The 13,502-nt window shown below is 52.6% G+C and carries 11 protein-coding genes; 8 read left to right on the forward strand and 3 right to left on the reverse strand.

Features of this window, described 5'->3' with window-relative positions:
• The first annotated feature begins 155 nt into the window (after positions 1-155).
• The 8 genes from menF (at position 156) to ACX9GV_RS06005 (ending at position 9,398) form a co-directional block, all read left to right on the forward strand.
• The gene (menF, locus tag ACX9GV_RS05970; RefSeq protein ID WP_473197388.1) at positions 156-1,448 is read left to right on the forward strand and encodes an isochorismate synthase MenF; all 1,293 of its coding nucleotides are present in this window, start codon (positions 156-158) and stop codon (positions 1,446-1,448) included.
• A 269-nt stretch (positions 1,449-1,717) separates the two neighbouring features.
• A complete protein-coding gene (gene menD / locus ACX9GV_RS05975; protein WP_473197389.1) occupies positions 1,718-3,391 on the forward strand; it encodes a 2-succinyl-5-enolpyruvyl-6-hydroxy-3-cyclohexene-1-carboxylic-acid synthase in 1,674 nt (557 codons plus the stop codon).
• Positions 3,391-4,188, forward strand: coding sequence for a 2-succinyl-6-hydroxy-2,4-cyclohexadiene-1-carboxylate synthase (menH, locus tag ACX9GV_RS05980; RefSeq protein ID WP_473197390.1), 798 nt, complete (start codon positions 3,391-3,393; stop codon positions 4,186-4,188). The genes menD and menH overlap by 1 nt, the downstream gene beginning before the upstream one ends.
• Positions 4,172-5,029, forward strand: coding sequence for a 1,4-dihydroxy-2-naphthoyl-CoA synthase (gene menB, locus ACX9GV_RS05985; RefSeq protein WP_023491361.1), 858 nt, complete (start codon positions 4,172-4,174; stop codon positions 5,027-5,029). The genes menH and menB overlap by 17 nt, the downstream gene beginning before the upstream one ends.
• Positions 5,029-6,012, forward strand: coding sequence for an o-succinylbenzoate synthase (gene menC / locus ACX9GV_RS05990; protein ID WP_473197391.1), 984 nt, complete (start codon positions 5,029-5,031; stop codon positions 6,010-6,012). Before menB ends, menC begins: the two co-directional genes overlap by 1 nt.
• The gene (menE, locus tag ACX9GV_RS05995; RefSeq protein WP_473197392.1) at positions 6,000-7,388 is read left to right on the forward strand and encodes an o-succinylbenzoate--CoA ligase; all 1,389 of its coding nucleotides are present in this window, start codon (positions 6,000-6,002) and stop codon (positions 7,386-7,388) included. Before menC ends, menE begins: the two co-directional genes overlap by 13 nt.
• Before the next feature lie 210 nt (positions 7,389-7,598).
• Positions 7,599-8,141 carry a YfaZ family outer membrane protein gene (locus ACX9GV_RS06000; protein ID WP_473197393.1) on the forward strand — a complete coding sequence of 181 codons (543 nt, stop codon included), beginning with the start codon at positions 7,599-7,601 and terminating at the stop codon, positions 8,139-8,141.
• 60 nt (positions 8,142-8,201) lie between these two features.
• Positions 8,202-9,398, forward strand: a complete 1,197-nt coding sequence (locus ACX9GV_RS06005) for a nicotinamide mononucleotide deamidase-related protein YfaY (protein WP_473197394.1) — start codon at positions 8,202-8,204, stop codon at positions 9,396-9,398.
• Between the two features lie 27 nt (positions 9,399-9,425).
• Here ACX9GV_RS06005 and yfaE read toward each other — a convergent pair whose 3' ends face one another.
• The 3 genes from yfaE to nrdA form a co-directional block, all read right to left on the reverse strand.
• Complete coding sequence (gene yfaE, locus ACX9GV_RS06010) at positions 9,426-9,686, reverse strand: class I ribonucleotide reductase maintenance protein YfaE (protein WP_473197395.1); 261 nt, start codon at positions 9,684-9,686, stop codon at positions 9,426-9,428.
• Complete coding sequence (gene nrdB, locus ACX9GV_RS06015; RefSeq protein ID WP_023491371.1) at positions 9,687-10,817, reverse strand: class Ia ribonucleoside-diphosphate reductase subunit beta; 1,131 nt, start codon at positions 10,815-10,817, stop codon at positions 9,687-9,689.
• Between the two features lie 175 nt (positions 10,818-10,992).
• A complete protein-coding gene (gene nrdA / locus ACX9GV_RS06020) occupies positions 10,993-13,278 on the reverse strand; it encodes a class 1a ribonucleoside-diphosphate reductase subunit alpha (RefSeq protein WP_473197396.1) in 2,286 nt (761 codons plus the stop codon).
• Positions 13,279-13,502 lie beyond the last annotated feature (224 nt).

A 13,502-nucleotide genomic window follows, 5' to 3' on the forward strand; every position in this document is an offset into this window, starting at 1 on the left:
CCCGTTTTTTTCTCGAGCTTGTTTTTTAATCAAAATAATTATTTTTAATAAACAATCGTGTTGTCAGCGCATTGATAAATAGACACTATTTTTCCGCCCCTAAATGCTGATTTGCCGTATAATTCCCCCCGACGAGTCTGGTGAATGAGGTGGTAGTGAAACAACTTTCGGGATTGCTGCGGCAGCTAAGCCAGCAGTTGGAGCAGGACTTTCCCTTGGAAGCCGGATTTCGGCAGATCACCATGGCGGTTCCCGGCCACCTGACTGTGCGGTTGTTAGAGTGGCTGGCGGCACAGCGTCTGTTCCCCCAGTTTTACTGGTGCCATCGCGATGGGATGCAAGAGGCGGCGGTATGCGGCTCAGCAAGACAATTTGCCGAACCTGCACAAGCACAGGCCTTTGTTGATGCTCACCCGGGAGCCCGTCTCTGGGGGCTTAATGCTTTCGACGGTGATGCACTGTTGCTATTGCCGCGCTTGGAAATTTTCAGTTGTAAAGGCAAAGGCGAACTGACGCTTAATCTGTTCTCTGAACATGCGTTGCAAGAAGACGCCAGGGCCGCACGAGCCTGGCTGGGAAAGCTATTGGTGGCAAAACCGATCGCCGGTTTACAGGTGAAAGTGCGTTCGGTGCAACATCAACCGGTACGTTCCGGTTGGGAAATCATGCTGAGCGATGCGCTGAAAGCGATAAAAAGTCAGCAGATGGATAAGGTGGTATTGGCTCGTAGCTCGTTGTTAACGCTCGAGAGCCCGTTGTTTGCGCCAGCGTTGATGGCCGCCAGCCGTAGGGTGAATCACCAATGCTACCACTTTATGCTGCGCATTGATGCACATTCCGCTTTTCTTGGCTCCAGCCCTGAACGACTATACCGGCGTGAAGGGCATCATCTGTCCACCGAAGCATTGGCCGGAACGGTGAGTAATCACCAGGATGAACAGCAGGCTGAGGCATTGGCACAGTGGTTGCTGCAGGATAGCAAGAACCAACAAGAGAACTTGCTGGTGGTGGATGATATCTGTCAGCGTCTGCAAGGTGGTGCCAATGCGGTGGACGTCTTGCCCCCTGAGGTGGTGCGCTTGCGCAAAGTGCAACATCTAAGACGGCGTATTGAAGCACAGCTGAATGGCAGTAATGATGCCGACTGCCTGCGGCGGCTCCAGCCTACGGCGGCAGTGGCCGGCTTGCCTCGCCAGGCGGCGCGTGATTTTATTCGCCAGCACGAGCCGTTCTCGCGCCATTGGTATGCGGGGTCTGCGGGCTATCTTTGCGCCACGCAAGCCGAATTTTGTGTGGCGCTGCGCTCTTGCCAGATTGAGGGGGCCGAGGTGCAATTATACGCCGGGGCCGGGGTTGTTGCCGGGTCAGATCCTGAACTGGAGTGGCAAGAGGTTGAAAGTAAAGCAGCCGGTTTGCGCACATTATTGCAACCGGAGTTAAACGGTTGAGGTGTATAATTCGCAACGACTGTTTGGGGCATATGACCTTGCCCGGTTGACCTCAAGAGCCGTGCCGAATTGTGCTACCGGTGGGCGTGATGCAAGTTAGCTGACCGTTGAGCGCAAGGGCGCGCGATACGAGCCCCCAGGGAGGGGTTCACGGCGTGTCGGCGTTCTGCATTCTGCATCATGCCTACTTTCCTGAACTGAAAAGGGGAACGGTATTAAGCGCAGCTAGTTAGGTTACATCGCCTGTTTTATTGACTTGTGAGCGAATTATGTCGACAAGTGTTTTTAATCGCCAGTGGGCCACGTTATTGTTGGAAGCGCTCGCCCGCCATGGGGTGCAGCATGTCTGTATCGCTCCTGGGTCACGTTCGACACCACTGACACTGGCGGCGGCGGCAAATCCTGCTTTTGTCTGCCATACCCATTTTGATGAGCGGGGCTTGGGCCATTTGGCGCTGGGCCTGGCAAAAGCCTCCCGTCAACCGGTCGCGGTGATCGTCACCTCAGGGACTGCGGCGGCCAATCTCTATCCTGCGTTGATCGAAGCTGGGCTCACTGGCGAACGGCTGGTGTTTCTAACTGCAGACCGACCGCCAGAACTGATTGACTGTGGTGCCAATCAAGCTATTCGTCAACATGGCCTCTATGCCAGCCATCCTACCCTCAGTATTGATTTACCCCGCCCCAGCCCGGATATTCCGGCTCGTTGGCTGGTGTCGACGCTCGATAGTGCTATGGCACGTCTATTACAGGGCGCGTTGCATATTAACTGCCCGTTTGCCGAACCGCTGTATGGCGATGATGGGCAGCAGTACCATGAATGGTCGGCGGCACTGGGTGATTGGTGGCAGGCGTCGCATCCCTGGTTGCGTGAAATGGACCATCATCAGGTATTAAAACAAGAGGATTGGCTTCTCTGGCGGCAAAAACGTGGCGTGGTGATCGCCGGGCGAATGAGTGCCGAAGAGGGGGTACGCCTGGCTGAATGGGCCGAGAGGCTGGGCTGGCCATTGATTGGTGATGTGCTGTCGCAAACCGGCCAACCGTTGCCTGGTGCCGATTTGTGGTTGGCCAAACCACAAGCCCGCCATTTACTGGCAAAGGCACAATTGGTGGTGCAGTTTGGTAGCAGCCTGACGGGTAAACGGTTATTACAATGGCAGGCGAACTGTCAGCCAGAAGAGTTCTGGTTGATTGATTATCTGCCTGGTCGTCTGGATCCTTCACATCATCGTGGTCGCCGTATTCGCTCCAGCGTGGCTGAATGGCTTGAGTTGCACCCGGCTCAAGAGTGTTCACCCTGGGCGGGTGAGTTGGCGACCTTGGCGCAGCAAGCCTTTCAGGTCAGCGCGGAATATCTGCATAACCGTTTTGGTGAAGCACAATTGGCCCAACGCCTGCCCGAGCTATTAGCCGAAAATGGCCAATTGTTTGTTGGCAATAGCCTGATTGTTCGCCTGATCGATGCATTAAGCCAATTACCCGCCGGTTACCCGGTGTTCAGTAATCGTGGTGCCAGTGGCATTGACGGTCTGCTGTCTACCGCAGCAGGGGTACAACGCGCTACCGCCAAACCTACACTGGTGTTGGTGGGGGATATCTCAGCTTTATATGATTTGAATGCTCTGGCGTTATTACGCCAAGACTCGGCACCGATGGTACTGATAGTGGTGAACAATAACGGTGGGCAGATCTTTTCATTGTTGCCAACGCCACCAGCAGAGCGCCAACGTTTTTACTGTATGCCGCAGAATGTGGAGTTCAGCCATGCGGCAGCCATGTTCCAGCTCAGTTATGCCTGCCCGCAAAATTGGCCTCAATTGCAGCAGGCGGTAGAGCAGGCCTGGTGCCACAGCGGGACGACATTAATTGAGTTGCAGGTTGCCTCCAGTGAGGGTGCCGAAACCTTGCAGCACTTGGTACAACTGATGGCGGCTGACTGATGCTGGCCGCGCGCGTGTTACAACCAGGCGAAAGCCAGCGCCCATGGCTGGTTTGGTTGCATGGCTTGCTGGGGAACAACAATGAGTGGCGGGTTATTGCTTCCCGTTGCCCGCATTGGCCCTCACTGGCCATTGACCTGCCCGGTCATGGCGACTCTGTCGGGCAATCTTGCCGCGATTTTGCCGATGTCAGCCAGCAGATCAGCGCAACATTGCAGCAGCACAACATCGAACGTTACTGTTTGGTGGGGTATTCGCTGGGGGGGCGCATTGCCATGTACCATGCTTGCCACGGTGATAGCCGGGGGCTGCAAGGTCTGCTGATTGAAGGGGGCAACCCAGGGCTAAATGATGAAGGCTTGCGTGCGCAACGCCGGGTGCATGATGCCCATTGGGCCCAACGTTTTCGTATTGAGCCCATCAGCCAGGTACTGTCGGATTGGTATCAGCAGCCGGTATTTGCCGATCTGGATGTTATACACCGCCAAGCCTTGATTGAGGCACGAGCCAATAACCAGGGGCAGGCAGTGGCTGATATGCTGGAGGCCACCTCTCTTGGCTGTCAACCTTGGCTGGTCCCGCAATTACAACAACTGACCATGCCGATAAAAGTGGTATGTGGTGCGGATGATGCTAAGTTCCAAGGGTTGGCCCGAGAGGCTGGCTTGCCATTAGCCACCGTCCCGCAGGCGGGTCATAATGCTCATTTAGCCAACCCGGTGGCCTTTGCCGCCGTGTTAGATGAATTTCTTGATAATCTTGATAATAAAGGAAGCGAACATGCTTTATCCGAATGAAGAGCAACTGTATGCCGCTGTTGAGTGGCAGGATTGTTCTGGCGATTTCGAAGATATCCTGTATCACAAATCCAGTGATGGCATTGCCAAAATCACCATTAACCGCCCGCAAGTGCGTAACGCTTTCCGTCCACTGACGGTAAAAGAGATGATTGAAGCCCTGGCGAATGCCCGTTATGACGATGGGATTGGGACCATTATCCTTACCGGTGCGGGTGATAAAGCCTTCTGTGCCGGGGGCGACCAGAAAGTACGTGGTGATTACGGTGGTTATCGTGATGATAGTGGGGTGCATCACCTGAATGTGCTCGATTTCCAACGTCAGATCCGCACTTGCCCGAAACCGGTGGTGGCGATGGTGGCGGGTTACTCTATCGGCGGTGGTCATGTGCTGCATATGATATGTGACCTGACCATTGCTGCCGATAATGCCATTTTTGGTCAGACCGGGCCGAAAGTAGGCTCCTTTGACGGCGGATGGGGCGCCTCTTATATGGCACGTATTGTGGGCCAGAAGAAAGCGCGTGAGATCTGGTTCCTGTGCCGTCAGTATGATGCCGCTGCCGCACTGGATATGGGGCTGGTCAATACCGTGGTACCGTTGGCGGATTTAGAAAAAGAGACGGTACGCTGGTGTCGTGAGATGTTGCAAAACAGTCCGATGGCACTGCGTTGCCTGAAAGCCGCGCTGAATGCGGACTGTGACGGTCAGGCCGGTTTGCAGGAGCTGGCGGGTAATGCCACCATGCTGTTTTATATGACCGATGAAGGTCAGGAAGGGCGTAACGCATTTAATGAAAAGCGCCAGCCGGACTTCAGCAAATTCAAGCGTAATCCGTAATGACCAATTCAACGCGTATGGCGGCTCTCTATCGCTATAGTGTGCCGATGGAGGCAGGGGTGGTGCTGCGCAATCAGCGCTTGAAAACCCGTGATGGTTTGTTGCTCCACTTGCAGCAAGGGGAGCAACAAGGCTGGGGGGAAATTGCCCCCTTGCCGGAGTTCAGTGTCGAAACCTTAGAGCAGGCGCAACAGGCGGCATTAGCTTGGGGGCAAGCGTGGGTGGCGGATCAGTCACCGGCACCCACACTGTGGCCTTCGGTGGCGTTTGGCACCAGTTGCGCGCTGGCTGAGTTGAGCGGGCAGTTGCCACAGCAGGCGGATTACCGCAAGGTACCGCTGTGCAGTGGCGACCCGGATGAATTGTTTGACGTGCTGGCGGCACTGCCCGGTGAGAAAATCGCCAAGGTGAAGGTGGGGCTGTACGAGGCGGTGCGTGATGGTATGGTGGTCAATGTGCTGCTGGAGGCATTGCCGGACCTCAAATTGCGGCTGGATGCCAACCGCAGTTGGACGGCAGCCAAAGCGGACAGTTTTGCCAAATATGTCAATCCGCAGTGGCGTGATCGTATCGCATTTTTGGAAGAGCCCTGTAAAACCCGTGATGAATCACGCCATTTCGCCCAATCACAGGGTATTGCCATTGCCTGGGATGAAAGTGTGCGTGAGGCAGACTTTGTGGTGCAGGCCGAACCAGGCGTCGCCGCCATTGTGATCAAACCCACCTTGGTGGGTAGCCTGGAGCGTTGCCAAGAGTTGGTAACACAAGCACATCAGGCGGGTTTGGTTGCGGTGATCAGTTCCAGCATTGAGTCCAGCCTGGGGCTCACGCAGTTGGCACGTATTGCCCACTGGTTAACGCCAGACACGGTGCCGGGGTTGGATACACTAAACCTGATGCAGGCACAATTGCTGCGTAGTTGGCCTGACAGCACCTTACCGTTATTGCAGAGCGAGGCTCTGGAGTGTGTATGGCGCAGTTGAATAACTGGCCATGGCGGTATTGGGCAGCACACCGCCCACAGGAGACAGCGCTGCTGGTGCAACAGCAACCGATCAGTTGGTTAATGTTACAACAGCAGGTTGATGCACTTGCTGCTGATTTTCAGCAGCAAGGGGTGCAGCCTGCCTGTGGTGTGGCGCTATGCGGTAAAAACAGTTATCCGTTACTGTTGGCCTATCTGGCCTTGTTGCAATGTGGCGCGCGCTTGCTGCCACTTAACCCCGGGTTGCCCGCTGCGATGCTGGATCGGTTACTGTCCGATCTGAATATTGCTTTTGTGTTCAGCCCTGACAGTTTGCCCACCTTACCCGCTGAGCTGACTATCTTATCCTCCACGGAAGGGGATGTTGGCCTATGGCAACCGGTACCATGGCAACCGCAGCGGCTGGCGACGTTAACCTTGACTTCCGGTTCCAGCGGCCTGCCGAAAGCGGCAGCGCATAGCTATGCCGGGCATTTGGCTTGTGCGCAAGGCGTTTTACAACGGATGGATTTCCAACCATCGGATAGCTGGCTGCTCTCTTTACCGTTGTTTCATGTTTCTGGTCAAGGGATTGTCTGGCGCTGGCTGACAGCCGGGGCACAGTTGGTGCTACGCGAGATGCAACCGTTGGCAGACGCCTTGGCGGGCTGTACTCATGCTTCTCTGGTACCGACGCAGTTGTGGCGGTTATTGTCTGCACCTCAAACAGAGCATAGCTTGAAGGAAGTGTTACTCGGCGGAGCGATGATCCCGGTTGAGCTGACCCGGCAAGCGGAGGCGCAGGGGATCCGCTGTTGGTGTGGTTATGGCCTGACGGAATTGGCCTCGACGGTTTGTGCCAAGCGTGCTGATGAATTGCCGGGGGTAGGGTTACCGCTGCCCGGGGGCGAGATTCGGCTGGTGGAACAGGAAGTATGGATCCGTTCTGACAGTCTGGCATTGGGGTATTGGTACCAAGGGGCGTTGCTGCCAGTCACCGATGCTGAAGGTTGGTTCCATACCCGTGATCGTGGGGTGATGGCGCAAGGTGAGTTGCGGATTATTGGCCGCTTGGATAACCAGTTCTTCAGTGGTGGCGAAGGGATACAGCCAGAGGAGGTCGAGCGAGTGTTGCTGGCACATCCGCAGATATCCCAGGTATTTATCGTGCCGCTTGATGACCCTGAGTTTGGTCAGCGGCCAGTGGCGGTGGCAGATTGGGCCGGGGAGTTGTCGTTGGATTTATTACTGAACTGGGCACAAGACCAATTGGCAAACTTTCAGCGGCCCATTGCCTTGCTCGCCTTACCCATTGAACTGAAAAATGGCGGGATTAAAATTTCACGCCATCGTTTACAACAGTGGGCTGCCGAGCAATGGCAGCCAGCCCGATAAAGCAGTCACGGATATCAGTGATCAGATACTCAGCACTTTCTGTGATCCGAACTTTGGAAATCAGTGCAAGGCCTGTTGAAAATACACAGCACTTTGTCAAATAACTCGAATGATTTTGAATATAAGTCGATTCTATTAAACTTCTTTCATTCTCATTTTCAGATAACATATTGTCACTTTTGATAATTCAGAGTTAAAAAAGGAACAATCATGAATAAATTTTTAGTCGCGTATGCAGCTGCTTTGCTGTTTGTGACTGGTTCTGCTAATGCCATTGGCGTGAGAGGCGAGGTGGGGCAAGATTATACCCATCTCAGTGCTGGCATGGGGTTGCTTATTCCAGGGTTGGGCGTCAATGGCAACTGGATACGTAGCGACCATGATGGCAGTGTTGGCAGCGTGGGTTTGGATTTCACCTTGCCATTTTCCCCACTTAAGGCAATGGTAGGGGGCAAAGCGCTCTATCTTAGCCCACAAGAGGGGCGCAGTGGTGCTGCACTGGCTTTAGGCGGGGGGCTGCAATGGAGCCTCAACCGTTACTTTGCACTGTATGGTGAAGGTTATTTTGCTCCTGATGCATTAACCAGCGGTGTCAAAGCTTATAACGAATTCAATGGTGGCTTGCGTTGGAATGTCTTTCAACCGCTGAGTGTTGATGTGGGCTATCGTTATCTCAATCTGCAAGGGAAAGAGGGCAAGCGGGATAATGCGGTAGCCGATGGCCCTTATCTGGGCGTGGGTTTGAACTTCTGATAGTTATTGGCTTATTACCCGCAATTTAGGTCTATGTTATCCAGATCAAAAGGAACATCAATGTTAAGAGTGGAGATGCTCAGTACCGGTGATGAGGTGCTGCACGGGCAAATTATCGATACCAATGCTGCCTGGTTGGCAGATTATCTGTTTCAACAAGGCTTGCCGATGAGTAGCCGTGAAACTGTCGGGGATAGCCTCTCTTCTCTGATTGAAACGCTACAAGAGCGTAGCCATATTGCGGATGTGTTGATAGTGAATGGTGGCTTGGGGCCCACCAGTGATGATCTCAGTGCGCTGGCAGCTGCCAAGGCCTGTGGTGTTGAATTGGTTGAACACCCTTCCTGGATCACCCGTATCGAGGCCTATTTTGCTGAACGAGGCCGGGTGATGGCGGATTCCAACCGTAAGCAGGCACAATTGCCAGCGAATGCTGAAATGCTGGATAACCGTGTGGGTACCGCTTGCGGTTTTGCGTTGAGGTTGAATAAATGCCTGATGTTCTTTACTCCGGGTGTGCCATCTGAGTTTAAGGTGATGGTGAAAGAGCAGATTTTCCCGCATTTGCAGCAGCAGTTTAGCCTGCCAGAGCCACCGTTATGTTTACGTTTAACGACGTTCGGTACTTCAGAAAGCGACTTGGCAGCAGAATTGGACCCAATATCGTTACCGCCGGATGTGGTGCTCGGGTATCGCTCTTCCAGCCCAATTATTGAGTTAAAGTTGACTGGACCACACCGTCAGCGCGTTGCCATGGAGCAGATATGGCAACGGGTACGAGGCATTGTGGCGGATAATACTATTTATGAAGGAACGGTGGGGTTAGCGGCGCAGTTAGCGCAACGACTGCAGCAACAAGGGATGAAACTGGTGCTGAGTGAGCAATTTACTGCCGGGTTGATCAATCTGCAATTGCAGAGCGAAGCGGCACCTTTGGCGGGAGGAGAGTTACTCCCCACTGATTGCCACGAGACACTGGAAACCTTGCTGGCACGTGCACAGAGGTTGTCTCAGCTTAGCCATGCACCTCTGGCGTTGGCTGTCAGTGCCATGGAGGGTGAACGGGTGAGTATCGCCTTGCATACGCCCAAGAGCGGCGTGGGCCAGACCGTCAGCTACCGTGTTTCCCGTCATAGCCTGCGTTTGCGGCAGGAATCTGTAGCGATGTTGGCGTTGGATATGCTGCGTCGCTGGCTCAATGAGGACCAAGTTTGCGGTAGACATAATTGGTTGGAAACGGTGGCAATTATCGAGTAACACACTGTATAGGCGGTGTGACACCGCCTAAATTTCCAGCTCAATATCCATCAAGGGCATACAGCAGCAGGGCAGGATCTCGCCCTCATTGACAAAAGCCAGTGGCGCTTGGCGATAGGCGACTTTACCTTTCAGTAACTTCAAGCGGCAGGCACCGCAATAGCCTGATCGGCATTGGTATTCCACCGCAATATCATGCAACTCGAGTATCTCAAGCAGGCAGCTTTCCCCTGCGGAAGCTGAGAGCTGCGCACCACTGGCACGCAGCGTGATGGTTGGACTGCTCACTTACAGCTCGAAATCACTCAAGTCGTCAGCATTGACTTCTGAGTCAATCTGACCGACCAGATAGGAGCTGACTTCCACTTCCTGCGGAGCCACTTGAACATTATCCGAAACCAGCCAGGCGTTGATCCAGGGGATAGGGTTGGAGCGGGTCTGGAATGGCAGATTTAAGCCAACGGCCTGCATACGGATATTGGTAATATATTCGACATATTGGCACAGAATATCTTTGTTCAAGCCAATCATTGAACCATCACAAAACAGATACTCCGCCCACTCTTTTTCTTGTTCAGCCGCCATGACGAACAGGTCGTAACACTCCTGCTGACACTCTTCAGCGATCTCGACCATCTCTAGGTCATCTGCACCCGAACGCATCAGATTCAATATATGCTGGGTACCGGTCAGATGCAGGGCTTCATCACGGGCAATAAGCTTGATGATCTTGGCATTGCCTTCCATCAGTTCACGCTCGGCAAAAGCAAACGAACAGGCGAAACTGACATAGAAACGGATGGCCTCAAGGGCATTGACACTCATCAGGCACAGATACAACTGTTTTTTGATGGCGCGTATATTCACCACAACGGTTTTACCATTAACCTGATGGGTGCCTTCACCCAGCAGATGGTAGTAATTGGTCATCTCAATCAGTTTGTCATAATAGCTGGAGATGTCTTTCGCCCGTTTTTTGATCTCTTCATTGGTCACGATATCGTCAAATACCACTGCCGGATCATTAACGATATTACGGATGATATGGGTGTAGGAACGTGAGTGAATGGTTTCAGAGAATGACCAGGTTTCCACCCAGGTTTCCAGTTCCGGGATTGAGATCAACGGCAGGAAGGCAATGTTCGGGCTGCGACCCTGGATGGAGTCCAACAGGGTCTGATACTTCAGGTTACTGATAAAAATGTGTTTTTCGTGTGGGGGGAGAGCCTGATAGTCGATACGGTCACGGGAAACGTCAACCTCTTCTGGGCGCCAGAAAAAGGAGAGCTGCTTTTCGATCAACTTTTCGAATATTTCATGCTTTTGCTGATCAAACCGCGCTACGTTGACGGGTTGGCCGAAGAACATTGGCTCAAGTAGCTGATTGTTTTTATTTTGTGAAAATGTGGTGTAAGCCATAAGTTTGGGTCCGTATTCAAGTTGCGGGGGAGTGACCTGGGTAATTCGCCCCCATTGGGGCTGCTACCCGCTGCATTTAAATCTCATCCTTGAGATTTCCCTTTCAGGTAGGCGCGCGCATGGTGGCAGTCAAACCAGTTTCCGGCCGGTTTGCCCCAGTAGGCAATATCAAAAATTAGATTTTGCAGGCGCCGCCTTCACAGTCATCATTACTTTGCGTTGACTGCAAATCTTCCTGAATATCTTCCGCACCGTCGCGGGTATTTTGATAATACAGTGTTTTTATACCCAGCTTGTAGGTGGTCAGCAGGTCTTTCAACAACTGCTTCATTGGCACCTTACCCGCTGGGAAACGGGTTGGATCGTAGTTGGTATTGGCCGAAATCGACTGGTCGATGAACTTCTGCATCAAGCCAACCAATTGCAGGTAGCCATCATTATTGGGCATTTCCCACAATAGCTGATAGTCATTTTTCAGACGCTCATACTCAGGAACCACCTGGCGTAAAATACCATCTTTCGACGCCTTGATACTGATATGACCCCGTGGTGGCTCAATGCCATTGGTGGCATTGGATATTTGTGACGATGTCTCTGACGGCATCAGTGCCGACAGGGTTGAATTACGCAGCCCAGTCTGTTTAATCTCTTTACGCAGTGTTTCCCAGTCATAATGCAAAGGTTCGCTGCAAATCGTATCTAGATCTTTCTTATAAGTATCGATTGGCAGAATACCTTTCGCATAGGTCGTTTCATTGAACCATGGGCAAGGCCCTTGCTCTTGCGCCAGGCGATTCGATGCTTTTAACAGGTAGTATTGAATCGCTTCGAAGGTTCTGTGGGTCAGTGGGTTGGCACTGCCATCCGAATAACGGACCCCATTTTTTGCCAGATAATAGGCAAAGTTGATCACACCGATACCCAGGGTACGCCGCCCCATTGCACCACGGAAGGCCGCTTTGATGGGGTAGTCCTGATAGTCGAGTAGGGCATCAAGTGCGCGCACCGCCAATGTGGCTAACTCTTCCAGATCATCCAGGCTTTCAATCGCCCCAAGGTTGAAGGCTGACAGGGTACAGAGGGCGATCTCACCGTTTTCGTCGTTGATGTCATCCAGTGGTTTGGTTGGCAAGGCGATCTCCAAACAGAGATTCGACTGGCGCACCGGGGCGACCTGCGGATCGAACGGGCTGTGCGTGTTGCAATGATCAACGTTCTGGATATAGATACGGCCGGTTGAAGCACGCTCTTGCATCATCAATGAGAACAGTTCTACTGCTTTGACTCGCTGTTGGCGAATGCTGCTGTCTTTTTCATAACGGGTATAAAGCCGCTCGAATTCATCCTGATCGGCGAAGAACGCATCATATAACCCAGGGACGTCAGAAGGGCTGAACAGGGTAATATCTTCGTTTTTGATCAAACGCTGGTACATCAGGCGGTTGAGTTGTACACCATAATCCATATGACGTACTCGGTTACCCTCAACGCCACGGTTGTTCTTCAGTACCAGTAAGCTTTCCACTTCCAGGTGCCACATGGGGTAGAACAGGGTGGCAGCACCGCCGCGCACTCCCCCTTGAGAGCAAGATTTCACCGCAGTCTGAAAATGTTTGTAGAACGGGATGCAACCAGTGTGAAAAGCTTCACCACCACGGATCGGGCTACCTAAGGCGCGAATACGCCCGGCATTGATGCCGATGCCGGCGCGCTGCGAAACATATTTAACGATAGCACTGGAGGTGGCGTTGATTGAATCCAGGCTGTCACCGCATTCGATCAGGACACAAGAACTGAACTGGCGGGTTGGAGTGCGCACCCCAGACATGATAGGGGTAGGCAGTGAGATCTTGAAGGTGGAAATGGCGTCATAGAAACGTTTTACGTAGTCCAGACGGGTTTCACGTGGATAGCCGGAAAACAGGCAGGCCGCAACCAAAAGATACAAAAACTGCGCGCTTTCGTAAATTTCGCCGCTAACGCGGTTTTGTACCAGATATTTACCTTCCAGCTGTTTAACCGCCGCGTAGGAGAAATTCATATCGCGCCAGTGATCAATAAAGCTATCCATCTGGGCGAATTCTTCTGCGGTATAGTCCGCCAGCAGATGTTTGTCATACTTGCCCATCTCAACCATGCGGACAACGTGGTCATACAGTTTTGGTGGTTCAAACTGACCGTAGGCTTTTTTCCGTAAGTGGAAGATGGCCAGGCGGGCGGCCAGATATTGATAATCAGGGGCGTCACGGGAGATAAGATCCGCCGCCGCCTTGATGATGGTTTCATGAATATCGGCAGTCTTGATGCCATCATAAAACTGAATGTGTGAACGTAACTCTACTTGAGAAACCGAAACGTTGTTTAAACCTTCTGCAGCCCAATCAAGGACCCGGTGGATTTTGTCGAGGTTAATGCGCTCTTTACTGCCATCGCGTTTAGTTACAAGTAGGCTTTGGTTCATTTTTACCTGTCCGTTTGTTTCCCAGAAGCAGGCAGGTCTAGTGCTTTCGCTTAACCTGCAAATACTATATATAGGGGGGAGGAGTCATTAAGATAACAAGATAGTGATAAAAGCGTGGATTTGCAAGTGAACAAAATCGGCTGATTTTGTGAATAACCTGGGGGTGAAATGTGAATGAAGAGGGGGAGTCGTGTAGTGTCAAGGGGTCTAAGCTTGTCAATAGT

Source organism: Serratia sp. 25CWL12 (assembly GCF_055790885.1).